Here is a 22,919-nt window from a genome sequence, read left to right as displayed (position 1 = left end):
ATAGTGAATTGCTGTGATTGTCGATTAACTTTGTGTGTGTCATACGCCATCCGATGATTTTACGGGAGAACAGGTCCATGACGGTCGCCAAATACAGCCAGCCTTCGGCTGTGCTCAGTTAGGTGATGTCCTTCACCCATTTCTCACCGGGCTTGCTTGCGACGAATTCACGGTTTAATACGTTTTCCTGTACAGGCATGCTATTTGGAGTTCGTCGTCGCTTTGTATTTCTTGACGGTTCTGGAGCGCAGGCCGTTCTTTTTCATGATTCGGGTTACCGTTCGCTGCGAGATTTTTGTTCCCTGCTGGGAAAATTTCTGGGTTACTTTAAGAGGCAAGACATTGAACAAAAATCAATAAACCGAATGGGGGTAAATATGGACAGTGTTTTGCATGAGATAGCCAATTCGGTTAGAGGAGAAGATAAAAGATTTATCATTGGGATTTCGGGTCACGGTGCGTCTGGAAAGACAACGTTTGCCCATAATCTATTAAAACTTCTGGGACATGACAATGTAAATTATATCAATACAGATCCTTATATTATCGGTTCTCATCTTAGGAAGTACACTTTAATCAACTATGAATATAAGAATGAACAGCATCAAGAGAAAATGACAGCTTGTTATCCTGCCGCTCATAATGTATTCGCTTTAGAGAGAGACATTCATATGATGAGAGATAGTTTAGATTTTTATACAATAGGCACGAACTATACAAAGAGTGTGTTGGTTTCCTCCGAAAACAAAATAAATATTGTGGAAGGCATGACCGTTACCTTTACAGATCCCAATTTGTACGATCTAAAAGTTTACTTATATACAGATGGGGAAAACGAACTAATGAGAAGAAGTATACGAGATGTTGCCGAAAGAGGAACAGATATTAATTATTTAAGAAAATCTCATGAAGAGCGAAGAATTCAATATGATTTATTTATGCATCCTTATCATCGGAATTTCGATTTAGTTTTAAAAAATTCCAATGAAGACTATATTCTTGAAAAAAATAGTATTAAATAAAATGTGTAGTAAAGTACTTAAACTATCGGACACGATAGCTTAATCCAAAAAAGACCTGTTTATAATTGTAATTGTCTTTGTATCTGGCGCAGCCGGCCTTTGTTCAGTATTTTTCATAGGAGTGTAGTCCACCGTCAAATACTAATTGTATGGAAAAGAATCCAGATACACAATATACTAGCTATAACTGCTTTTTTGTTGAGGTGAATATCAAATGGATGAAATCGATGAATCAAAACAAATTGTATTACAAATCGGCGGTGCTTTGAAAAAGTACAGAAAAGAAAAAAACATGAGCTTAGACAACTTAGCGGAATTAACGGGCGTAAGCAAACTTACTCTGGGGAATATCGAACGTGGCGAGACAAATCCTACTTTGGCGATTATATGGAAAATTTCAAAAGGCATATCTTTACCGCTGTTGGCGTTGTTCAAATCAGAAGACCCTGTTAGTTTGTATCGAGCAGGCGAAGGACTGCGGTTTTCTAATGATCAGAAAAATTGGATCATTGAACCAGTCTTTAAAAGCAACGATATTGAGATGTGTCGGGCTTACTTACAGCCGCATAGCTCGTATCACCCTGAAGGTCATCATGTGAACACAACTGAAATTGCGACCGTAATGACTGGTTCCATTGAAATTCAAGTCAATGGAGAGATTTACACACTGAATCAATACGATACGATCAGTTTTCGTGCAGATTGTCCTCATTCCTATGTCAATCATACGAATAGCGAAACCGTGCTCCATATATCCTTACAGTATGGTTTCTAAAATTCGAAAATTTCACTTATAAAAAACAACTCCGAATTCCATGACGGGAATTCAGAGTTGTTTTTTTAATGAGTTTAAGTATGTTATGAAATGCTTGTTGTTAAAAATAATATATTATAATATACTTTAATTGTTCGCGCGGATGTTGTTGCATAGTTTTTTCCAATCAGCAGGAAAAAATTAGTACGTATGAATTCAGGAAGGAGAAATGAAGAATGCCAAACAAACAAAATAAAAAAGCCGTACCATCCTCTATAGGGCTGATCATTCTCGGCATTATTGTTATTGCAGCTAATTTACGTACTCCCTTAACCTCAGTCGGTCCTTTAGTGAGTCTCATAAGGGATGACGTTCATATTTCAAATACATTAGCAGGTCTGATAACAACGGTACCCTTGCTTGCCTTTGCCTTATTATCGCCTCTAGTACCAAAATTAGGACGAAGGTATGGGGTTGAACGTATCATAATGATCGCCCTAATCTTTCTGACTGTAGGTATTGTAATACGTTCTTTATCTGGCGCAGCTAGTCTGTTTATTGGGACAGCAATTCTTGGATTCGCCATTGCCGTATGTAATGTATTATTGCCAAGTATAATCAAAAGGGATTTCCCCAAGAAAATTGGCTCCATGACAGGTGTTTACTCCATTTCAATGAATTTATGTGGAGCAATCGCATCGGGAATCAGTGTACCGCTAGCCGTGAACGCAGGTCTAAAATGGCAGGGAGCATTGGGAATATGGGGGATTCTAAGCTTTGTAGCGATCCTCTGTTGGTTACCGCAATTAAGAAATCAGACGAAACAAACAGCCACGACGAGTCAACAGATGTCCAGCAACGATGTGAATGTTTGGCGATCCCCGCTTGCCTGGCAAGTAACCATGTTTATGGGTATACAGTCCATGGTTTTCTATGTGTTGATCGCATGGTTGCCTGAGATTTTAAAGCAGCATGGAATTGACTCCGGCCAATCAGGATGGTACCTCTCGATCATGCAGTTAGTTATGCTTCCATTTGCCTTTATTGTCCCCGTTATTGCTGGGCGCATGTCTAGCCAACGTTTGTTAGTGGTCATCACAACCATTTTGCTTTTGACGGGAACGCTCGGACTTCTTTACGGAAGCTCCACTATCATTCTGTTGTGGATCATCTTACTTGGAATAGGTGTAGGTTTCGCCTTTAGTTTGTCCATGATGTTTTTCGGGTTACGTACTGAAAATGCGCATCAAGCAGCAGAACTGTCTGGCATGGCGCAATCGATCGGATATCTTCTTGCCGCAGTCGGTCCTGCCCTTATAGGATATCTGCATGATGCGACAAATAGTTGGAACCTGCCACTTTTCATTCTACTCGGCGCTTCGGTCCTACTCTTTTTAGTCGGTATAGGAGCAGCAAGAAACCGTGTTGTAGGTAGCCGAAATAGTTACGAGCTGCCAAGGAAAGGACGAAAATCTGTTTAACGGTGTACCAATGGTGTCTGGCTAATACACCTCTTCTGTCTGGTAGTGATTGCTCGACACTCTCACTTTACCAAACGAAGCGGTGTTTTTCTATTTTTCAAGCTAGGTATCGAATGGCTTAACAGGCCAACTGCTTCATGGGTTTAAGTCGATTTTTGATCTGCGAAAGTTGAGTTATTAAGATAACCCTATAAGATCAACTCTGAAAGACGATGAATGCCCTGCTCAATCGATGCTTCATCTACTTTTGCAAACCCCAGCACCCAGCCCTTTCGTTTGCTTTCCAAACAGTAGGGTCCAAGAGGATATATACGTATTCCCTTTTGAAGGGCTAATTTTGTCACGTTTTCTTCGTCGTATGATTCTTCAGCTTCAAGTAACATATGCAATCCCGTTTCTACTCCTCTTAGTGTGAAACGCTCCCCTAAACCGCTAGCCATAATAGTTTTTGTCATGGCTTCGTGTCTTCGTCGGTATACATTTCTGACTCTTCTCATATGGCGCATAAAATGCCCATTCTTGATAAAGTGGGTTAGTGTTAGCTGATCCATAATCGGAAGATGACGGTAAGTCAACTCCTGTACCCTGACTAGTTGAGCTATTGCCTCGACAGATCCAACGATAGCCGAAATACGAATGCCTGGAGCTATCATTTTAGAAAAACTCATGAGGTACAAGGTATTATTAGATGCCTGGCTAAACAGTGTCGGAAGCGGTTCACCACGGTATCGAAATTCACTATCATAATCGTCCTCAATAATCCAGAATTGTTCTTGAGCGGCCTTGTGCAGCAATTGTTGCCTACGCGGCTCCGACATGACGACCCCGGACGCGCACTGGTGAGAAGGGGTCGCGAAGATCATTTTGGATTGTGGGTGAATATGCTCAACCACTAGACCATACTCATCAACGGGAACGGGTACCACATTCATACGCCGATATTTCATTGCCATCCAGGCAGCTGGAAAACCGGGATCTTCTACAGAGATGGTGTCCCCATCCACTAAAAGCGATTGCGCGATTAAGTCAATGCTATGCTGAGCTCCTGAAGTCAACAAAATCTGATTGGTTTGGATATGGATCCCTCGTTCAAGTGATAAATAACGCTGAATTTGCTCTCGTAATGGTGTAAAACCGTAGGGATTCCCGTAAGCCCAACTTGATAAATCCATTGCAGCGGATGCGTGGAGCAGCGATTGTCGCCAGTTCTTTTGAAATTGTCCATCCACATAGGGTTCATGAGGACTAAAATCAATATCCACCTCTCGGTGTTCTTTGCCCCTGAACCAGTGATGCAATTGATCGATCGCCGAGTCCAGCAAGGGAAGCGAGGGGGGGATAGGACCATGGGCGACTATTTCCTTCGTAGACTCAGTGACTTGGTTCCAGTTACTGACTCGCGTTCCTCCTCGGCGAGATGTGACCGTATAGCCTCGGCTGAGCAATTCCTCATAGACGATCTGTATTGTGGAGCGAGAGACACCTACCATGTGAGCCAGCTCGCGGGAAGGGATGAGCAATTCTCCTGGCGCCCAGATTCCGCTAGTAATATTATGAATCGCTTGATCAAGCAATTGCTGCCAGATCGGTCTCTTATCATTACGTATGACTTTCATCATCGTGTACACCCCCGAATAGAAGCTCCAACCCTATTAATTATGGATTGCTTGTAACCGTGTTATTTGGATATGTAAGTACACTCCATTCACTGATATACTACCGTAATAACGCTGGTATTTGCAATGTTAGGAGTGAAAGGAGAGATTTTGAAATGGATTCGGTTCGTTATAAGATCAGGGAATGCCGGGATCAAGAGAAAATCGAAAGTTTCCTTCACCAAGCGAGAATTGGGTATCTTGGGTTGGTTGATGGGAACCTGCCCTACGTTGTACCGCTTAATTATGTGTGGACTGAGGGGAAGCTTTATTTTCACGGGGCTGGAGATGGAAGACGTAATCATGTCATGAGTGAAAATCCAGAGGTATGTTTTACGGTATGCGAGGAATACGGAACCATTACGGACCCGGTACCTGCCAAAACGGATACGGCTTATATGAGCGTCATGATATTTGGACGAGCAGAGCCGATCACGGATTTGGATGAAGCCACCCATGTCCTTCAGGAAATGATCAATAAATACGTACCCGGCTACTATAACCGCCCCTTGTCGAAGCAGCATGTTGACAAGTATAGGTCGGCTGTATTCGGCGGTCCGGTTCAAGTTTGCCGGATAATTCCACACCATATGACGGCAAAAGAAAGTCCTATTGAAGCAGAAAAAATGTATAGAACGGTTAAGAATGTCGGACGAGAGATTTAACGACATGATACCGTTACGACTTGCTCTATCTGGAAGAGAAGTTGCTTAAGGAAATGAATTTCACATCATTAAATTGTTGTTCACACGACGGCAGCCGGTCAAATGGCTGCCGTTTTCTCAACTAACGGGGAGTTTTGCTTAATGTACTAACAGAAGGAAGATGAGAATATCTAAGGTTTTTTGAGATAAACAGAGTTATTATTTTCTGAACATCCTGAATTTAGGCATTGTAATGCGAATGTGTAAATCTATGAAAAAAGCAAACATGCGTTTTTGAGGTTTGTAAAATAAGATTTTTTATTTTACGATTGGTACCATTCGAATTATTTGAGCCATTAGCTAATGAAAAAGAGGCGTGAGCGTTAACCATAGAGAGGTGTGTATATGACAACAAGGCAATGGGTCACGAAATTTGTATTCATGCACAAATGGGTATTTTTATGTGGGTTCATCATCACTACATTAGGAACGGTGATCAATTTGATTTATCCGTTCCTCAACGGGAAAATTATCAATATCGCTTTTTATGATAAAGACATGACCGCCTTTTTGAATTTGTGCTTGATCTATGCCGGCATACTCTTTGTCAATCAGTTTGTCGTTATGACGTTAAACAATCTCATTTCGTCACATTTGATGACGGGTTTTGTCTTTGATATACGGCGGGCTCTTTTCAAAAAGATATTACATAAAAAAGGAAGAGACCTCTCCGGAATGTACAGCGGAGATATGATCAGCCGAATGAACAACGACGCCACCGATATTATGAATCTCGTATTTTGGAGCGGCCTTTGGGGATATTCCAACTTTTTGCATATCCTATTCGCTGTCTGCTTCATGTTTTACTACAATATTTTTTTGGGGGCATTTACAGTTGTACTGGTTCCTGTCGTGTTTTTTACATCGAAACATTTCAAGAAAAAGTCGCAAAATATCAACAAGGAGATTTCAAAGGAACAGGGCAAGCTTTCCTCTTATTTGTTTGAAATTATGAAAAATTTGCAGGAGATCAAAATCCTTAATGCATGTAAAAAGGTAACGAGGTTTTATTTAAGAAAAACGACATCCATCAATAAAATGAACGTGGAAAGCGGAAGAATCGATGTGACGGCGGAAAGGGTTAATTCGTTCCTCACTCTTATCGCGCAACTATTCATATTTATGATGTGCGCCTATTTCATCGTAATAGACCAAATGCAACTCGGCGTTTTTGTAGCCGCCGTTAGCTATTTCAACATGGCTGTGTACTACTTCAGTACCATAAACGGCAAAATTATGGATGCCGGGAAGCAGCTTGTCTCCCTACAACGTGTCGTGGATATTCTGAATGAAGATGAAGAAGATTACAAAGAAAGCCATCCTACCAAACAAATAAAGGATGGCACAATTGAATTTAAGAATGTCACATTCGGGTACACCGAAGATAAGCATGTTCTGAACGGATTCAATCTCCGTGTTGCTGCAGGAAGCACGATTGGCGTTGTCGGAAAGAGCGGCGGGGGTAAAACAACAATGGCGAATCTGATCTACCATTTATATAACGTTGATAGCGGCGAGCTTTTGATCGATGGAACGAATGTCAATGAGTATAACCTACATAGCTTGCGAAGCCAGGTGGGCATTGTTCATCAGGAGACCATCCTTTATGACAACACCCTGCGTTACAATCTTTCATTTACAAACAACAAGGATAATGATGCCGTATTAATAGAAGCGATAAAGAAAGCCGCCCTTTATGATGTTTTCCTGACACTCCCGAACGGACTGGACACGCTGCTTGGAACTGACGGGCAAGAATTATCCGGTGGACAGAAGCAGCGTCTGGCTATTGCCAGGATATTAGTCAAGAATCCCAAGATTTTGATCTTTGACGAAGCCACATCGTTCCTCGACAGCCAGAACGAAGCACTTATTCGTAACGTGATGATGGATATGTCGTATGATCGGACGCTTATTATAATCGCCCACCGTTTTTCCACCATCAAAAGCTGTGATAAAATCGCGGTTTTAGCGGAAGGCGTTGTGGCAGGCTTTGATACGCACAACGTACTGATTAAAAGCAATGAAACGTATATAGATTTATTCCGCGAACAGTTTATAGGAGATGAAGCGTATGAACCGGTTGGCTATCTTTAAGGCATTAACTCAGGATATCGATGGCATTAACAAGCCGTTAATTGCGCTTGGCTTTTTCAAGCTGTGGAACTTGATATGTGTGCTTATCCCTTTGTTCTTATACTCGGTTTTGGTGAATCGCGTTTTGGTGAATAAAAATATAAACGAGCTTTCACCTATCATCATCGGTTATCTGGCTGTTTTCCTGTTCGCGACAATCGGGATCACAGTCAGTAAGAGGTTTTCAAACCGGTTAATACTGAAATATGACCTGAGAATCAAGCATAAATTGCTGAAAAAGTATACCAGCCTCGATCATGATGTATACAGCAAATATAGCATTGGCGACGTTAAGAGCCGGATTGAAAGCGATTCTACTGTTGCCGAAAATTTTTTTACGACCCATATACTAGATTTTATTTACGGCGTCGTTTATGCTGTTGCGCTGGCGGTTATTTTGTTATGTTACGACTGGAGGATCGCGCTTCTCAGTTTTATTTTTGTTCCGATATCTTTTTTAACGGTTCATTTTTTGGGAGGAAAATCGAAGAAAGCCAAAGAAGAACTGTGGAAACTACAAACCAAATATGAAACCTTTTTACACTCGAATATTCAAAACTGGAAAGATGTCAAAATCAACAATCTTGAGAACGCACAGCTTGATGAATTAAACGGACACTTTAAGAAGATAAGGCCTATTTGGTTTCGAAGCCAGCTGTATTTGCATCTAGGGATCACCTATTCGTTCTTCACGAAAAACTTCATTACCCAGTTGTTTATCTATTTTATTGGCGGATTATTCGTAATTAATGGTTACTCGCAAGTCGGTGTGCTGCTCGTTTTTATCAGCTTTTACGGGCAGTTTTTCGGCAATATAGAAAACATAAGTAATTCCATAATAAACTTTAAGAATGATTCGGTGAATATCGAAAAAGTGGTCGAGATATTGAATTTAGAAGTAGGGAAGAGACCCTATAAGAAAATGGCCGGAACAGATCTTCATGTTGAAAATCTGAAATTTACATATGAGGGAAACGATTCATTTGCTCTTGACGGTATTTCGTTCTCCGTGAGGAAGGGGGAACATCTGGCAATCGTCGGAAAAAGCGGCAGTGGCAAGTCTACCCTCGCTAAACTGTTGACAGGGAAGATTAAACCGCAAGGCGGTGTTGTACGCATTGGCGGCATCGATATATATACGGTGAACAGCGAGAGTCTGTCAGAAAAAGTGAGTATAGTTGTGCAGGAACCGGTTCTATTCAATATGACGATCAGAGAAAACCTATTGCTGGCCAAGACCGACGCAACCGATGCGGAATTGATGGAGTGCTGCCGCAGAGCGAGTATTTCTGACTTCATTGAAAACTTGCAGAATAAATTAGATACCATAATCGGAGAAAAAGGTGTAAAGCTTTCTGGGGGCCAGAGACAGCGTTTATCTATTGCCCGTGCGCTTTTACAGGACCGGGACATCATCATTTTTGATGAAAGCACAAGCGCTCTTGACAACGAAAATGAAAATGACATCATTACAGAACTCAAGAGCCTTTCATCGGGGAAAACCATGATTTCCATTGCTCACCGTTTATCTACCATTTTGGACTGTGACAAGGTGATGGTTTTAAAAGATGGCGCCATGGTAGCTTTTGGTACCCATGAAAACCTACGTAACAGAAACGAAACCTATGATTTGCTTTTCCAAAATCAGTATACAGCATGTGGAAACGTTGTTGTAAAAAATACGGAGGACTCGCTTCGCTAACGGGTTAGGGCAAGATTGCTCATTATTTAATTAGTTTGACTAATTCGAATTGTTTTGCTAAATTGTTTATAATATTTCGGAATACAATTAAAGGCTATGAAGAGAAAAAGTAATTTTGATTATTATTTACAGAGAGCTCCTGCTTGGTGGAATGGAGTAATAATGATCTTTATGAAAAAAGACTCAGAGCTTCGCACGGATCTAAGGGAAAGTTCTTAGTGATATTGCGACGGGATCTCCCGTTAACGAGATAGGGTATAATCAATTTCAATTTGCAAATTGCCGTACCTGAAGAGATTGATATGGCAACATATCAATAAAACTGAGGTGGTACCACGAAGCGAACAGCTCTCGTCCTCAAGATGAATAATCTTGGGGGTGGGAGTTTTTTTGTTGTATAGAGCTATGAATTCGTCCAGGTAATTCCCGTAAACAAACCATATGGAGTGATTACAATGAGCAATGAACAACAATTTGCCCTTCGCCTTGAAAAATTAGAAAGTCTGAGATCCCAGGGAATCCAGGTATACCCTGAGAGATTTACTACAAATGCAGAACTTCACGAAGCAGCCCTGCTGGAGGATGGAACAACGGGAGTGCGAGTGGCCGGAAGAATCCTGAGCATGAGGAGCTTCAGTAAGCTCATATTTATAACCTTATCGGACATCGAGGGGAGCTTACAACTGCTGCTCAATAAGGAAGAGATGGGAGAAGAGACGTTTAGGCAGTTTGATAAATGGATGGACATTGGAGATTTTATTGGTGTCGAGGGGAACATGTTCACAACGAAGACCAAGGAGAAAACGCTGCGCATTCAGCACTATGTTTTCCTAGGAAAGGCTTTGCGGACTTTACCGGACAAATGGCATGGATTAACTTCCATTGAGACCCGCTATAGACAGCGTTACTTGGACCTCATCATGACCAAGGAAACCCAAACCCGTTTACTGGCAAGAGCTAAACTGGTAAGTGCCATTAGGAGATTTTTTGAAGATCATGATTTCCTGGAAGTAGAGACCCCTGTGCTGCAGCATGCTTCCTCGGGAGCAATTGCCAAGCCGTTCAAGACCTACCATAACTCGCTCGACACGGAACTCAACTTGCGAATTGCACCGGAAACTTATCTGAAACGATTGATTGTTGGAGGATTTACCAAAGTATTCGAATTTGCCAAGTGTTTCCGGAATGAAGGGATCAGTCCCCAGCATCTACAAGAATTTACGATGGTGGAAGGCTACGCGGCCTATTGGAGCTATGAGGACACCATGAAATTCATGCGGGAGATGATTCTGAACATTCTGCAGCGGACTTTTCATACTACTACGATCACCATGAATGGCCAAGTGATTGACTTTTCCTCCGAGTGGGACGTCGTCTCCTTTAGAGATTTAATTCTGAAGGATACCGGGATTGATATCGATCTTTATCCGGATGTGCAGGATTTGTACCAGGAGACCCGAAGGAGAAATATTTCCTTAGAACATGCGGAGGTTGAATCTTTGGGCAGAGGAAATTTCATTGACCTGCTCTATAAGAAGATGTGCCGGGTGAAGCTAATTAAGCCAACTTTTTTAGTCCAGCATCCGATCGATTTATCTCCCCTGGCACGAGCTAATGATCAAAATCCATCGATTACCGACCGCTTCCAGCTAGTGGTGAATGGGGCAGAAATCATTAATGCCTATTCTGAGCTAGTGGATCCGCTGGAGCAGAGAAGAAGGCTAGAGACTCAGGCTCTGCTAAAAAGCAATGGGGATTTGGAAGCAATGGAGATGGATGAAGATTATTTGGCAGCTATGGAGTATGGCATGCCCCCTATTTCTGGCTGGGGGTTTGGAATCGAACGACTTCTAATGGTGTTAACCGATTGTGATTCAATAAAAGATTGCGTGTTGTTTCCGTTAACTAAAAAAATATAGATATTGATTAAGCTCTAACGGGGAACGGTTGAACGATTCAGGGGGCAGGTTGCAGCGGCAACTTGCCACCTTTTGTTATTAAGCTAAAGGGCAGTTACGCTTAGTGAAACAGTGAGAGAATGCCGTTATGGCTTTGGTAGTATTTGTTAATATAATTAAAGATGAAGCAGATCAAGATAGACCACTTTTTCGATGGGTAGGTTGATGAGATGACCATGCAAGCAACAGCCGAGCAGGTGGCCGAATGGATGCTGGAGAAGGTGAGGTTCGCGGGACTTCTGTACCAAGAGGAGGCCGTGAACTACATTCGTACAAATTTCGGAGAGCAGTTTATTTACGTGAATGAGAACGGGAATGCGTCTATTGATAAGAATGTATTGAAACAAACTATGAATCGAAGATCCTAAAATATAGAAGTGTAATTGATATTTCCCCATATTTCTACTCATAATGTAGTAAGAACCCATCTTATTTTTTCTTAAAAACAAAACCCTCCGGTGCCTGTGTCATTTCTAATCGTCAAATTGATATTATGCTGCTGGCCATATCCACCATCAAGATAACCGGAGCCACTCGGACTCTCAGTATCAGTAATATAAGGGAGATCCCCTGTCCGAAGACACCCGGATACGCAGGCGATCCAAGAATTTTGTAGGCGACTCCGTCGGTACTGGCGGCAGGAGCCATAGTGGCAAAATAAAAGGTATTATAGAAAGACGGCCCTTTATCTCGACGAAAACCTGCTTGTGGTTCAGCAGGGTTAGTTGCTCCACTCGAATTATCTTTCCACGCAATATCATAGAATAATTGATATCCGGTATCCCCCCAGGAAATCAATTTATTTCGTCAATATTTAATAACCTCATAATACAATGTATCGTATCGTTACGAAGTATATATTCTTGAAAATTTATGGCTCTCATGGCGAGCTGACAAGGACCGATTCAGAACGACCGACGTCCGGCTGCGCGGTTTTTATTTTTTTGCGAGGGAATGAACCTTTTGAGTTGCTCGAGGCTCTTAGTAATAGAGGTGAAGACATGGATGTAGGTAATGCAGTCAAGAAAGCCAAAAAAGGGGACAAGGAAGCCTTACTTCAATTGATAGTAGCAGAAAAAGAAGCGTATTATCGGCTAGCTTATTCCTACATGAGGAATGAAGCGGATGCGATGGATGTGTTGGAGGAAATGATCGTTAAGCTTTATGAGCGGATCGGCCAATTGAAGAAAGAAGAGTCCTTTCACACCTGGAGCAAGACCATCTTGGTCAATCAATGCAAACGCATGTTGAAAAGAAACAATAGGGTAACCCCACTTGGAGACCAACTGGATTTGAGTAAGGGGCATACCCACTCTACCGGAATATCCGATTACCGCCAAGTGGAAGATCAGATGGATCTGCAAGCGATATTGCACCATTTGAATACTGACCAACGCGAAGCCATTCAACTCAAATATTTTCATGATCTGGATTATGGTTCGATTGCTGCGATGACCCGCGTTTCGACGGGAACGGTCAAATCAAGAATTTATCAAGGGCTTCAGAAACTGAGAGCGTTATACCGGAGGAATGCAGATGAACAATATTGAAGATCGGTTGTTGGAAGAGAAAGTGCGGTTAAATGAACTTTCCGCCCCTGAAGAATTGGAAGCAAGATTAAGAAAGGCGTTAAACACCGCAGTCCCTAGAAAAAAAGCGAGATGGAATGTAAAAAGAAGCTGGGGAATCGCGGCGGCTATCCTTGTAGTTTTGCTGTTCGCGGGCAACCAATACCATGCGTTAGCTTATTACGGCAAGATGTTGCTCGGCTTTGGCGAAGCCGTATACGACACTCTAAACGAACTAGACAAGCAGGGGAAGGGGCAGGCTCTTAACGAGCGGTTCCTACTTGAGGACGGTACTACGCTTACCATCAACGGCCTTATGTCGGACGAAAATCAGTTTATCCTGTACTATACCCTGAGCAACCCGAATGGGCTTCGGAGTTACGACGGTTTTGATCCTATTGGGATTAGTGGTTTTCAAACGGATTCCCATCATATACGAAGTGGAGCAACATCTGGGCCAACCGGAGGGGTTAAAGAGACCAAAGGATACGTGGCTTTCGATCCTGTCAGCCCGCTTGCCAAGAAATTAACGCTTTCGTATGGGTATAAGCTGCCGGAAAGCGATCAACGACGGGAAGGACAAGTTACGTTCCCTTACCGGCCGGATGAAGCGATGTCTACCAAGATCAAACAATCTGTAAAGGTTACCGTTAATGGCCAAACCATAATCATCGGCACGATTACCGCAACTCCGACGATGACTTTGATTGAAGGCACACTTCAAGCGGAAAATGAACAACTGAATGAAGCCGTGCTGAACGGAATGGATCTGATTGCCAATGGAGCTTCAATATCTATATTTGGCAGCTTATGGCAGCCCCAGACCGGAGCTTATTCATACCGATACGATGCCCTACCGGAAAATCTTCAATCTTTAGAGCTCGTCCTCAAGAAAACGGGTGATACGGTGCAGATACCGGTTAAATAAAAATGTCTTCGACTTAGAGCTTGTCCTCAAACCTAATTTTAACCATAACCAAGTAGAGGCTGGTTATAAAAAGGTCGCAAATTATTGCAAAGAAACATTTGCTGCGGTTAGGTGATAAAGACGGATATATGCTTGATTTTTTAGAACTGCAGAAAAGGCAGGGCAGGTGCGGTTCGTTTGTCTGTAATCGGCCCTGCCTTTTGTTGAACGCGTTGGAGGTTGCGGTATTATGCTTTGGCGAGCAGCGGAAACAGCGGTCCGCGAATCGGCTCGCCAACAACCAGACCCTGATCGTTCGTCATCACATGGCTGGCGCCGTTGTATGTCGTACCGTCTTTCATGTAAATAGTGGCCAGTACCCGGCGCGGCTTATCGGTCTGATTGGCGTGAGCATAGTGAAACGTCAATCCGTCGTGAAACGTGCAGCTTCCCGCTTTAAGCGGAACGACGACAGGCCGTTGATTCTCCAGTTCCGTTCCTTTGACATACTCGAAGATGTCGACGGGATTCACCAGGCTTATATTTTTCAGCTTGCCGGCCGTATGCGATTTCGGTATGAACATCATGCAGCCGTTTCGCTCGTCAACGTCGTCAAGGGTTAGCCATATCGAGAGAGCTCCTGTTTCGTTCATCGGCCATTTGACCGTATCCTGATGCCAAGGAGTAGGCTTGGAATCGCCCGGCATTTTCCAGAGCAAATGATCGTGGAACAAACGGATTCCGCTCGCCTCGGTCAAACGCATCGCTATCGACGCAAGCCGCGGGTGGAGCGAATATTTGGCCATTCCGCCGTGGTCTCGCCATACGTTTACTTTTTGGTTCAATACTTTATAGTAAGCGCCCCCATCCTGATCCGTCTTGACGGAATGCCTCGATTCCGAGGCCATCGCTTCATTGGCGCAATCCCGCAGCTCCTCCAGTTCCTCCGCCGTTAGTACGTTGTCGATCTGCACAAAGCCGTTTTCCTTGTAAAATTCCACTTTTTCCTGCGTTACCCACTGCTCCATCTTTTCCCCCAATACCATCTCATCCTTTCAAAAATCAAGTCTGGTTTCCAAATCAAACATACCATGCGGCGAAGCGGGCGACTTGGCGAATTTGCTGCAAAACATGGGGTATTTTCTTCAACATTCCGTGATGCAAGGTGCTACAATAGGAAATAAAATTGTTTGAACGGTTCGCTGCTGGAGGGATCGCGATGATCTACTATACGAAAGAGCATTTTCTGGAAAGTCCGGATTTTCCGTTCCATATTGCGCCTTACAAGTTCCGCTCGAACGCAATTGCGCCGCATAAGCATGAATTTATTGAATGCGTATTCGTTGCCGAGGGCGAGGGCGAGCATATTTACCAGGGGGAAACATATCCGATCGCCAGAGGCGATTTTTTCGTCATCGAGCCGCAGGCGGAACACGGTTACCGGGTAACGGGCAGTGTGCCGATGGTGGTATACAATATACTGTTTCTGCCGGAGCTGCTAGAAACGGAGCTTCGTCAACTGTCGCAGGTCACTCCGTTTATCCGTTTTTTCTATCTGGAGCCGATGATTCGCGTTTCTTCGGAATTTCAGTATCACTTGAAGCTGACGGTGAACGAAGGGCTGGAGACCACGTTTGTGCTCGACAGGATCGTGGGCGAGTATAGAAAAAAAGAACTGGGTTACCGGTTGTGCGTCAAAGCGATGCTGATGGAGTTGTTCATCTCCTTAAGCCGATGGTATGAGAAACGGGTGTCCGAGCCTCTGTCTGCTGTGCGGGACGAAAAATCGGTGATGGCATGGGTGTGCGAGTTCACGAAGCTTCATTATGCGCAGCCGATTATGATGGAGCAAATCTATCAGATGTGCGGCATGAGCGCGGCGGCTTTTACCGCCAAGTTCAAGCAGTATGCGGGGAAAACGTTCATGGAATACCGCAACGAGGTGCGAATCGGCATGGCGTGCGAACTGCTTCGCAATTCCGGCGATAAAATCATCCATATCGCGCAGGAGGTCGGCTTTAACGATTTGAGCCATTTTAATAAAGCGTTCAAGCAATTGACGGGTAAGACACCGGGGCAGTTCCGCTCGACGGCTCTGACCTCCAGGAACAGTTAATAGCCCTTGTTGTCGTCATGCTTGTCATTCTCGTTGCAGGAGCTGCGGGGATAAAGCGCTTGCGTCCAGGCCTGTTGCGCTTAGGGGAGGGCTTGCTGCAATGTTCATGCTGACAGGATCGGTTCACTTCGTTTACCTTCGAACAGAGCTTATCAATATGGTTCCTCCAATGTTGCCCTATCCCGGTTTGATCGTGACGATCACCGGTGTACTGGAATTGGCCGGGGCAGTAGGTTTGTTATGGCGTCCCACTGTTCTTTGGGCAGCCGGCGGGCTATCGCTTCTATTGGTCGTCATGTTTCCTGCCAACCTATACATAGCTATAAATGGCCTTGCGACGAGTCCGGAGGACGCCTTGATTCCCCGAACCCTAATGCAAATCCTGTTCCTAGCCGTGAGTATTGCCATTTGGATCTTTTATCTCCGTCATCGTTCGGTACGGAACTACGGTGAAGATTTGGGGCGATCCAGGTAACGGCACAACCAACAGAACCAACATCCTCATATCGATCTTCCACTCCGAATAATATTCAAAAGAGGTGTGTTATGACTGAAGTTCAGATATGTCCAATGAGGATTGAAGATTATGATAAGATAGCTCAGTTTTGGGCAAAAAATTTTGGCAATGCTGTTTCATTGGAGTTCGATAGCAGAGAGAGAATTAGCGTTTATTTAAAACGTAATCCTGAGCTTAGTACTGTCGCTAAGATGGGTGAAGATATTATAGGAACGGTATTATGTGGTCATGATGGGCGACGCGGCACTCTATATCATGTTGCTGTTTCAGAAGAATACCGACGTAAAGGAATAGCAAATGAAATGGTTCAGCGAAGTCTTTCTTTGCTTAAACAAGAGGGTTTTGGTGACGCTGTATTGTTCGCGCACCTTGAGAATACAAATGCAGTTCAGTATTGGAAAAAGAATGGGTGGGGAGCTTTGTCTAACATCCTTTATCATTACAAGCCATTATAATGAGTTCTTAAGGGAGAGATCAAATGGATAAAACCCGCAAAATCATTGAAGCTTACGATAAACTGGCTAAAGATTACGAAAAAAATGTTGATACCATGAGTGGACATAACGCGTATTACGAACGGCCAGCGATGATGAAAAACATGCCAATGGATATGAATCAACTTGTTGTTCTGGATGCAGGTTGTGCCGCGGGTTGGTATACGGAGCAATTTATTAAACTTGGTGCTCAGGTAACGGCTGTTGATCTAAGTCCCGAAATGGTAGAGGCTTGTAAAAGACGAGTTGGAGATAAAGCACAGGTTTTTACATGTGATTTAGCAGAACCCCTACCATTTGAAAATGAAACTTTTGATCTAATTGTAAGTTCATTGACCCTGCACTATATTGATGACTGGGCGCCCACCTTTCGTGAATTCCATCGTGTAATGAAGCCTGGAGGAAGCCTGATTTTTTCCGTACATCACCCTTTTATGGACTTTAAACATTTTGATAGACCCGATTACTTTTCCCATGAGTTACTGAAGGAAATATGGAATAAAAAAGACTCTGGGCCAGTAGAGGTTACATTCTATAGAAGACCTCTTCAAGAAATTATTAACGTAACAGCTGAACAATTCATAATTGAATGTATCATTGAACCTCAACCTAGTATAGATTTTAAAGACAACCCCAATGCCAGTGATTGGTATAAGCGATGGTTTGATCGCCTTACAACAAATCCGCATTTTCTAATTGTAAAAGCACGGAAATAGTTTTAACGGAGACTATAGCTCGATTGTTAGACGACGGCAGCCGGCCAAAATGTTCGGCTGCCGTCGTTGCGCTAACGGGCAGAATTGTTTAATTTACCATCCTTCTTTAAACTAAAGTTGTATTCGGTCGGGCCAGGACTGTGCACATTAGCAATCCATGAGAAACCGGGCATGCTGTTGGATGATAAAATATAGACATAAAGGAGACTGCATATGGAACGTGTAATCCTGATGATGAATGTGCGAGAAAACCAGGGAGGAGAGTCAGTCGCATGGCAAAGATCGTTTTCGCATTGAACCAGTCTCTGGACGGGTTCGTCGACCACACGGCATTTCAGCCCGACCCCGTGCTATTCCGTCATTTCATCGACGACTTGCGCGGCCTGGCGGGCAGCCTGTACGGGCGCCGCATGTACGAGACCATGCGGTATTGGGACGAAGACCATTTTGAATGGGATGCACCGGAACGGGAATACGCAGCGGCGTGGCAAAGCAAACCGAAGTGGGTGGTGTCGAGGACGTTAAAGTCCGTCGGTCCGAACGCTTCTCTGATCGAGGGCGACCTCGCAGCGGCCATACGTGCGCTGAAGGCTCAGCATGAAGGGGAGATTGAAGTTGCCGGGCCGGAGTTGGCGCACAGTCTAACGGAGCTTGGTCTCATTGATGAGTATCGACTCTATCTCCATCCAGTCGTGCTGGGTCACGGCAAGCCGTTCTTCGCCGGTCCGCGGCCGCCGCTGCGCCTCGTGGCAAGCGATCGAATTGGCGAGCAGGTGATCAGGTTGACTTACGTTCCAGCTTAGTTGTGCGGTTGACCCAACGGCCTAAAGGGCACGTTACTTAAATAGGGATTCTCCGGCTGTAGGGTCGACCCCTCGGTGGATCTGATTGACTGCACGTACAAGCCGCTTAACAACGGTTTCTCGGTTGGCCATTAAGACTCTAAGCTCTTCGTATTCGGCGGAATGGAAACCGACGGGAGAATAGTAGCCGTTCTTCACCATGTCTGCGATAACCAGAGCATCCTTTTTGTCACTTTTAGATCGTGTATTGTGACGGTTTTCTTTGTTCTTCTTGACTAGGTGGGGGTTAACAAGCACGGTTTCAACTTCTTTATGGAAGCCTACCTCATCATTCGAAAATTCTAATGGATGGCCGAGAGCGATGCCGCGGAAATTTACAGCTCTAGCAACGTGAGTCTCCTGAGCAATATCTACACCGACAACCAGGTGATGAACGGTAATGTTTTCAATGAGTTGATTTTGCTTATCTTGTGCCTTAAACTTCATAGTAGAGCGACCTCCTGATGTGGGATTTTAAGGGCTATTGACCCGTTGCGTACTCCCATCGTACAGAGGCGCTCTTTTTTATTCAAACTCCAAATTGTTCGTTCCACAGGAATTTTTTGTTTTTTGTATTTTCCTACGGATAGGGGGAATAGGTGTGTCATTATGGAAAGAAGCAAATAGTAACTTTATTGAGATAAGCAACCTCGCCATCCATCATCATGTGCAAACGGCTCCCGTTTGTTTCGTTAAGGAGCCGATGTGTACATGATCCAATTGACGAACCGCCAGGCACGGCAATTCCTGCTATTGAAGCACGGGCTGTTGGGCGAGTATCATTTTACCGGAAAGCAGGGAGTATTGGATTTTGTGCGACAGGTCGGCTGTATTCAGTACGATCCCATCGATGTTTGCGGAAAAAACGCCGAACTGGTGTTGCAGTCGCGAATCAAAGGATTTACCAAGAACATGCTCGCCGAGTTGCTGTATCAAGATAGAAGCCTTGTCGATTATCCCGACAAGAACTTGGCCATTATCCCTGTCGAGGACTGGCCGTATTTTGAGCGGTACAGGCAGGCCGCCCGACAACATGCCAAGCGCTATCCCGAAATGGAAGGGTTGATAGAGCAAGTACGGGCTCACATCCAAAATCACGGTGCGCTAAGTTCGGATGATCTAAAATTGGATGGAAATTTCGCTTGGCAATCGGCCATTCACTGGAGCAGCGGAAACAATTCATCCCGGTCGGTGCTGGAGCAAATGTACTCGACAGGCGAGTTGATTATACATCACAAAAAAGGAACGCGTAAATATTACGATATCGCCGGGAAGTACATACAGCCAAATCTGCTGAATGCGCCGGAGCCGCTGGAGGGCGAGCTTGAGCATCACAAGTGGCGGGTACTGCGTCGAATCGGCGCTGTTGGCCTTTTATGGAATCGCGTATCCGATGCCTGGCTGAACATATGGGGATTGAAAGCGGAGCAGCGCAACGAGGTTTTCCGCCAGCTGTTGCACGAAGCTCGCATTGTTGCTGTTGCCGTGGAACAAATGAAGGATATACTGTACTGCCGCGTGGAGGACTTGCCGCTCATTGAAGCCGTTCTGCAAAATCCGGCGCCGAAATGGCGCTGCGAGCTGATTGCCCCACTAGATAATTTCATATGGGACAGAAAACTGATCAACGAATTGTTTGGATTCGATTACACCTGGGAGATTTACACACCGGCAAATAAACGGAAATTCGGCTATTATGTGTTGCCTCTAATATACGGAGAAAGTCTCATCGGACGAGCCGAGGTAATCGCGGAGCGAAAAGCCGGGAAGCTCGTTGTTAAAAACATCTGGTATGAGAACGACATAAAACCAACAAAGCAATTGCGAACGGCCTTGAACAATTGTTTTCAAAATTTTGCATTATTCAACGGATGCGAGACAATTTCGATAGAGTCTATGAACTGATATTTCCAGTTCCCCGGTAACATTTGCCGACAAGTTTCCGCGTACGAAACAAGATAAGCCGACGCGTCCGGTAGCGCTGTTGTAAGTGTACATGAGTTTCAAGTGGGGGGTTCAAGCGCGGCGGGCTAAACTAACGGGCAGTTTTGCGCAACATTGTTGTCTTCAAAAAAATTCAAATTTCCTCTTGAACCTTACGCGACGTCAGGATTTATAATGAACGTAACAGTTGGATGAAACGCGGGCCAACGGCCAAAAAAATTGGACAAACTAAATTCGAAATCGGAGGAAGAACTGACATGAGAAAACTCGTATTATTCATGCATGTGTCGCTGGACGGGTATGCGTCGGATTCGAACGGAGGACTCGATTGGATTCCGTACAACGAGGAATTAGAGAAATACGCCGAAGAAGTCGTAGCCGAAGTCGGAGCTCCCGTTTACGGACGCACGACGTATCGCATGATGGAGAGCTACTGGCCCACGATGCTGGACAATCCGAATGCGTCCAGACACGATGTGGAGCATGCCAAATGGCTGCAGGATGTTAAGAAGGTCGTCATTTCCGGCACGATGGATAAAGTGGAATGGAACAATACGATGCTGATCAAGGATAATATCGCAGAGGAAATCAAGGTACTCAAGGAGCAGCCCGGCAAAAATCTCGTTATCTTCGGCAGCCCGGGAGCGGCGAAGACGCTGCTTAAGCTCGGCCTGATCGACGAATTCCTGCTTACAATTTGTCCGGTCGTCCTGGGCGGAGGGAAATCGGTATTCGACGGCGGCGGCGAGAAAATCAGGCTCAAGCTGCTGTCCAGTCGAACGCTCAAGTCGGGCATTATCGCGGCCCGCTACGAGTTGGAGAAATAGTCGTACAAGGTGTTCTACTAACAGAGACGATTGTTGAACGATCCAGGGGGCAGGTTGCCGCGGCAACTGCTCCCTTTTTTTTATTAAGCTAAAGGACAGGATCAACAACTTTTCTGTTGACGGCACCTTTATTAAAGTAACTGGAGTTGATGCTTCTAAAGCTATGCTGAGTAAAGCCAAGGAAAAGGATACGGAGAAATTGATTCAGTTTATTGTCGGGGATGCATACAACCTACCTTTTCTTGATGGTTATTTTGATGCTGTCTTTATGTCACACTTGATACATCATATGGATGCCCGATAACGATGCTTCAGGAATGTTATCGTACAATTGGGACGAATGGGGCGGTACTGATCCTTTATGGAGCGATTGAACAAATTGAGGATGATGTAGTGCATCGATTTTTTCCAAAATGCCTGGAGCTTGATCGGCAGCACACCAAAAAGGGATGATGTCGAATTCTATTTAAAAGAAGCAGGATTTAAAAGGATTGAAACTGCAATCTTAAATTTAATAACAGATGAGGAATTCGAAACGGGTTTAAAAAATCTTCTTGAATATTACAGCATCCATAGTGGTGACCCGTGGCTTTTACAAGATAAATTAAGCATGTGTGTAGGATATAAGGATTAACCGCTATGAAGGGAATTGGAACATTCCAGCCCAAATGGGGAGGATATAGATGTCTGATATTCAAGCAATTGTACTGGACTTGGACGGAACCTAGCTAGGCTAGACTACATGGTTTATTACAACGGTGCTTTAGTTACATGCAAATCTAAGCAAAACGAGCGGCACATTAGTATCCCTATGGAAATTAGCCAGCAGATTAACAAATTTATCGAGCTACGAGTACCTCAATCGATAATCTCGTACGAGGTTAATGATTCATGGTATACGTGTAGACCAGTTCCCGACTCCCAATGTGCTCAATTAGGTATCCGCTCGAATGACCCGAAACCCCAGGTTGTTGACTGGGTGTTAAGCGATATCGGAGTGAAAGCAGAAAATGTAATGGTATTCGGGGATGATTTTAACGATTTAGGACTATTCCAGATGTGCGGATTTCCGGTTGCAATGGAAAACGCGATAATTGAGCTGAAAAATGGTGCAAAGCACGTAACCCAATCCAATGATCAGGATGGTGTTGCTGTTGCACTTGAGAAATTTATAGTGGCCTTACCTGCTGATATGGATTCGTGGGTGCGATAGTTCCCGAGATGCTTAATCTTCTTAGAGCTTGCTCATGGGAGAATTCCTCCTAAAAGGTGCGAAAAGCCAGACATCCCGCAAGGGACTCTGGCTTTGATGTATGGAAATCGGGGATTTAACGATTGCCGGCGATTAGCTTGGCATTTTCGAGCAATTGCCAAACGATCTTGGCCACTTCCGCTCGTGTCATATTGCTGGTCGGTAGTATATGCGAGTAGGAGCCTGTGACAATTCCGTTCTTCACGGCTGCGGCGACTGATGATTCGGCCCAACTGTCTACTTCTGTACGGTCGGAAAAAGCATGCAGCGCAGCTTCGACTTCAGTGGCGCTAATGTTCGTATCCAGCCCCGCAAGCTTCATCG

At 44.3% G+C, this 22,919-nt stretch carries 23 protein-coding genes, 2 pseudogenes and 1 other annotated feature; of the genes and pseudogenes, 20 read left to right on the top strand and 5 right to left on the bottom strand.

The window, feature by feature from the left end; genetic code table 11:
* Positions 1-34: 34 nt before the first annotated feature.
* Positions 35-329 (bottom strand): annotated as a pseudogene (locus tag ABD796_RS35705) (DDE-type integrase/transposase/recombinase); the annotation flags it as partial.
* A gap of 48 nt (positions 330-377) precedes the next feature.
* Between ABD796_RS35705 and ABD796_RS24420 the strand changes: the two are divergent.
* From ABD796_RS24420 to ABD796_RS24410, 3 genes are all read left to right on the top strand, one after another.
* The gene (locus ABD796_RS24420; protein WP_344912956.1) at positions 378-1,022 is read left to right on the top strand and encodes a uridine kinase family protein; all 645 of its coding nucleotides are present in this window, start codon (positions 378-380) and stop codon (positions 1,020-1,022) included.
* Between the two features lie 214 nt (positions 1,023-1,236).
* Positions 1,237-1,797 (top strand): helix-turn-helix domain-containing protein, encoded by a 561-nt coding sequence (locus ABD796_RS24415; RefSeq protein ID WP_344912831.1) that lies wholly within the window; start codon positions 1,237-1,239, stop codon positions 1,795-1,797.
* A gap of 215 nt (positions 1,798-2,012) precedes the next feature.
* Positions 2,013-3,257 carry a CynX/NimT family MFS transporter gene (locus ABD796_RS24410; protein WP_344912829.1) on the top strand — a complete coding sequence of 415 codons (1,245 nt, stop codon included), beginning with the start codon at positions 2,013-2,015 and terminating at the stop codon, positions 3,255-3,257.
* Positions 3,258-3,445: 188 nt separating this feature from the next.
* On the opposite strand, the gene pdxR is transcribed toward ABD796_RS24410, so the two are convergent.
* On the bottom strand, positions 3,446-4,876 hold the full coding sequence (pdxR, locus tag ABD796_RS24405; protein ID WP_344912827.1) for a MocR-like pyridoxine biosynthesis transcription factor PdxR: 1,431 nt from the start codon (positions 4,874-4,876) through the stop codon (positions 3,446-3,448).
* A gap of 152 nt (positions 4,877-5,028) precedes the next feature.
* Here pdxR and ABD796_RS24400 point away from each other — a divergent pair, with 152 nt between their 5' ends.
* The 7 genes from ABD796_RS24400 (at position 5,029) to ABD796_RS24370 (ending at position 13,908) form a co-directional block, all read left to right on the top strand.
* Entirely contained in the window at positions 5,029-5,577 is a 549-nt protein-coding gene (locus ABD796_RS24400; RefSeq protein WP_344912825.1) for a pyridoxamine 5'-phosphate oxidase family protein, read from the top strand.
* Positions 5,578-5,961: 384 nt separating this feature from the next.
* The gene (locus tag ABD796_RS24395) at positions 5,962-7,713 is read left to right on the top strand and encodes an ABC transporter ATP-binding protein (protein ID WP_344912823.1); all 1,752 of its coding nucleotides are present in this window, start codon (positions 5,962-5,964) and stop codon (positions 7,711-7,713) included.
* The gene (locus ABD796_RS24390) at positions 7,691-9,454 is read left to right on the top strand and encodes an ABC transporter ATP-binding protein (protein WP_344912821.1); all 1,764 of its coding nucleotides are present in this window, start codon (positions 7,691-7,693) and stop codon (positions 9,452-9,454) included. Before ABD796_RS24395 ends, ABD796_RS24390 begins: the two co-directional genes overlap by 23 nt.
* An 87-nt stretch (positions 9,455-9,541) precedes the next feature.
* Positions 9,542-9,816, top strand: a binding site (T-box leader).
* A 93-nt stretch (positions 9,817-9,909) separates the two neighbouring features.
* Positions 9,910-11,373, top strand: coding sequence for a lysine--tRNA ligase (gene lysS, locus ABD796_RS24385; RefSeq protein ID WP_344912819.1), 1,464 nt, complete (start codon positions 9,910-9,912; stop codon positions 11,371-11,373).
* Between the two features lie 209 nt (positions 11,374-11,582).
* On the top strand, positions 11,583-11,780 hold the full coding sequence (locus ABD796_RS24380) for a DUF6953 family protein (RefSeq protein WP_344912817.1): 198 nt from the start codon (positions 11,583-11,585) through the stop codon (positions 11,778-11,780).
* A gap of 633 nt (positions 11,781-12,413) precedes the next feature.
* Entirely contained in the window at positions 12,414-12,962 is a 549-nt protein-coding gene (locus ABD796_RS24375) for a sigma-70 family RNA polymerase sigma factor (RefSeq protein ID WP_344912815.1), read from the top strand.
* A complete protein-coding gene (locus tag ABD796_RS24370; protein ID WP_344912813.1) occupies positions 12,949-13,908 on the top strand; it encodes a DUF4179 domain-containing protein in 960 nt (319 codons plus the stop codon). The genes ABD796_RS24375 and ABD796_RS24370 overlap by 14 nt, the downstream gene beginning before the upstream one ends.
* A 227-nt stretch (positions 13,909-14,135) precedes the next feature.
* On the opposite strand, the gene ABD796_RS24365 is transcribed toward ABD796_RS24370, so the two are convergent.
* Complete coding sequence (locus ABD796_RS24365; RefSeq protein ID WP_344912811.1) at positions 14,136-14,927, bottom strand: phytanoyl-CoA dioxygenase family protein; 792 nt, start codon at positions 14,925-14,927, stop codon at positions 14,136-14,138.
* A gap of 179 nt (positions 14,928-15,106) precedes the next feature.
* Between ABD796_RS24365 and ABD796_RS24360 the strand changes: the two genes are divergently transcribed.
* From ABD796_RS24360 to ABD796_RS24340, 5 genes are all read left to right on the top strand, one after another.
* Positions 15,107-16,003, top strand: a complete 897-nt coding sequence (locus ABD796_RS24360) for an AraC family transcriptional regulator (protein WP_344912809.1) — start codon at positions 15,107-15,109, stop codon at positions 16,001-16,003.
* A 100-nt stretch (positions 16,004-16,103) separates the two neighbouring features.
* The gene (locus ABD796_RS24355; RefSeq protein WP_344912807.1) at positions 16,104-16,478 is read left to right on the top strand and encodes a DoxX family protein; all 375 of its coding nucleotides are present in this window, start codon (positions 16,104-16,106) and stop codon (positions 16,476-16,478) included.
* A 71-nt stretch (positions 16,479-16,549) separates the two neighbouring features.
* Complete coding sequence (locus ABD796_RS24350; protein WP_344912806.1) at positions 16,550-16,975, top strand: GNAT family N-acetyltransferase; 426 nt, start codon at positions 16,550-16,552, stop codon at positions 16,973-16,975.
* A 23-nt stretch (positions 16,976-16,998) separates the two neighbouring features.
* Positions 16,999-17,730 carry a class I SAM-dependent methyltransferase gene (locus ABD796_RS24345; protein WP_344912804.1) on the top strand — a complete coding sequence of 244 codons (732 nt, stop codon included), beginning with the start codon at positions 16,999-17,001 and terminating at the stop codon, positions 17,728-17,730.
* A 272-nt stretch (positions 17,731-18,002) separates the two neighbouring features.
* Positions 18,003-18,533: a dihydrofolate reductase family protein gene (locus tag ABD796_RS24340; protein WP_344912802.1), complete on the top strand. Its 531-nt coding sequence runs from the start codon at positions 18,003-18,005 to the stop codon at positions 18,531-18,533.
* 63 nt (positions 18,534-18,596) lie between these two features.
* On the opposite strand, the pseudogene ABD796_RS24335 reads toward ABD796_RS24340, so the two are convergent.
* Positions 18,597-19,019 (bottom strand): annotated as a pseudogene (locus ABD796_RS24335) (IS110 family transposase); the annotation flags it as partial.
* Between the two features lie 264 nt (positions 19,020-19,283).
* Between ABD796_RS24335 and ABD796_RS24330 the strand changes: the two are divergent.
* The 5 genes from ABD796_RS24330 to ABD796_RS24315 all read left to right on the top strand — a co-directional run bounded on the left by ABD796_RS24330 (position 19,284) and on the right by ABD796_RS24315 (position 22,556).
* Complete coding sequence (locus ABD796_RS24330; protein WP_344912800.1) at positions 19,284-20,477, top strand: winged helix-turn-helix domain-containing protein; 1,194 nt, start codon at positions 19,284-19,286, stop codon at positions 20,475-20,477.
* A gap of 296 nt (positions 20,478-20,773) precedes the next feature.
* Positions 20,774-21,343, top strand: coding sequence for a dihydrofolate reductase family protein (locus ABD796_RS24325; RefSeq protein ID WP_344912798.1), 570 nt, complete (start codon positions 20,774-20,776; stop codon positions 21,341-21,343).
* Between the two features lie 40 nt (positions 21,344-21,383).
* Positions 21,384-21,647: a class I SAM-dependent methyltransferase gene (locus ABD796_RS35700; protein WP_379117174.1), complete on the top strand. Its 264-nt coding sequence runs from the start codon at positions 21,384-21,386 to the stop codon at positions 21,645-21,647.
* A gap of 120 nt (positions 21,648-21,767) precedes the next feature.
* Entirely contained in the window at positions 21,768-21,977 is a 210-nt protein-coding gene (locus tag ABD796_RS24320; protein ID WP_344912796.1) for a hypothetical protein, read from the top strand.
* A 108-nt stretch (positions 21,978-22,085) separates the two neighbouring features.
* Complete coding sequence (locus ABD796_RS24315; protein WP_344912794.1) at positions 22,086-22,556, top strand: HAD family hydrolase; 471 nt, start codon at positions 22,086-22,088, stop codon at positions 22,554-22,556.
* A 115-nt stretch (positions 22,557-22,671) separates the two neighbouring features.
* Here the strand turns inward: ABD796_RS24315 and ABD796_RS35810 are convergent, their stop codons facing one another.
* Positions 22,672-22,917, bottom strand: a complete 246-nt coding sequence (locus ABD796_RS35810; protein ID WP_446686430.1) for an S-layer homology domain-containing protein — start codon at positions 22,915-22,917, stop codon at positions 22,672-22,674.
* Positions 22,918-22,919 lie beyond the last annotated feature (2 nt).

Origin of the sequence: Paenibacillus hodogayensis (assembly GCF_039536325.1) — a bacterium.
Classification (GTDB): domain Bacteria; phylum Bacillota; class Bacilli; order Paenibacillales; family NBRC-103111; genus Paenibacillus_AB; species Paenibacillus_AB hodogayensis.
This window is presented reverse-complemented; position numbering and strand designations above follow the sequence as displayed.

Coding starts and splice junctions, on each gene's coding strand:
- ABD796_RS24420 (WP_344912956.1), top strand. CDS start 378: ATGGACAGTGTTTTGCATGAGATAGCCAATTCGGTTAGAGGAGAAGAT.
- ABD796_RS24415 (WP_344912831.1), top strand. CDS start 1,237: ATGGATGAAATCGATGAATCAAAACAAATTGTATTACAAATCGGCGGT.
- ABD796_RS24410 (WP_344912829.1), top strand. CDS start 2,013: ATGCCAAACAAACAAAATAAAAAAGCCGTACCATCCTCTATAGGGCTG.
- pdxR (WP_344912827.1), bottom strand. CDS start 4,876: ATGATGAAAGTCATACGTAATGATAAGAGACCGATCTGGCAGCAATTG.
- ABD796_RS24400 (WP_344912825.1), top strand. CDS start 5,029: ATGGATTCGGTTCGTTATAAGATCAGGGAATGCCGGGATCAAGAGAAA.
- ABD796_RS24395 (WP_344912823.1), top strand. CDS start 5,962: ATGACAACAAGGCAATGGGTCACGAAATTTGTATTCATGCACAAATGG.
- ABD796_RS24390 (WP_344912821.1), top strand. CDS start 7,691: ATGAACCGGTTGGCTATCTTTAAGGCATTAACTCAGGATATCGATGGC.
- lysS (WP_344912819.1), top strand. CDS start 9,910: ATGAGCAATGAACAACAATTTGCCCTTCGCCTTGAAAAATTAGAAAGT.
- ABD796_RS24380 (WP_344912817.1), top strand. CDS start 11,583: ATGACCATGCAAGCAACAGCCGAGCAGGTGGCCGAATGGATGCTGGAG.
- ABD796_RS24375 (WP_344912815.1), top strand. CDS start 12,414: ATGGATGTAGGTAATGCAGTCAAGAAAGCCAAAAAAGGGGACAAGGAA.
- ABD796_RS24370 (WP_344912813.1), top strand. CDS start 12,949: ATGAACAATATTGAAGATCGGTTGTTGGAAGAGAAAGTGCGGTTAAAT.
- ABD796_RS24360 (WP_344912809.1), top strand. CDS start 15,107: ATGATCTACTATACGAAAGAGCATTTTCTGGAAAGTCCGGATTTTCCG.
- ABD796_RS24355 (WP_344912807.1), top strand. CDS start 16,104: ATGTTCATGCTGACAGGATCGGTTCACTTCGTTTACCTTCGAACAGAG.
- ABD796_RS24350 (WP_344912806.1), top strand. CDS start 16,550: ATGACTGAAGTTCAGATATGTCCAATGAGGATTGAAGATTATGATAAG.
- ABD796_RS24345 (WP_344912804.1), top strand. CDS start 16,999: ATGGATAAAACCCGCAAAATCATTGAAGCTTACGATAAACTGGCTAAA.
- ABD796_RS24340 (WP_344912802.1), top strand. CDS start 18,003: ATGGCAAAGATCGTTTTCGCATTGAACCAGTCTCTGGACGGGTTCGTC.
- ABD796_RS24330 (WP_344912800.1), top strand. CDS start 19,284: ATGATCCAATTGACGAACCGCCAGGCACGGCAATTCCTGCTATTGAAG.
- ABD796_RS24325 (WP_344912798.1), top strand. CDS start 20,774: ATGAGAAAACTCGTATTATTCATGCATGTGTCGCTGGACGGGTATGCG.
- ABD796_RS24315 (WP_344912794.1), top strand. CDS start 22,086: ATGGTTTATTACAACGGTGCTTTAGTTACATGCAAATCTAAGCAAAAC.
- ABD796_RS35810 (WP_446686430.1), bottom strand. CDS start 22,917: ATGAAGCTTGCGGGGCTGGATACGAACATTAGCGCCACTGAAGTCGAA.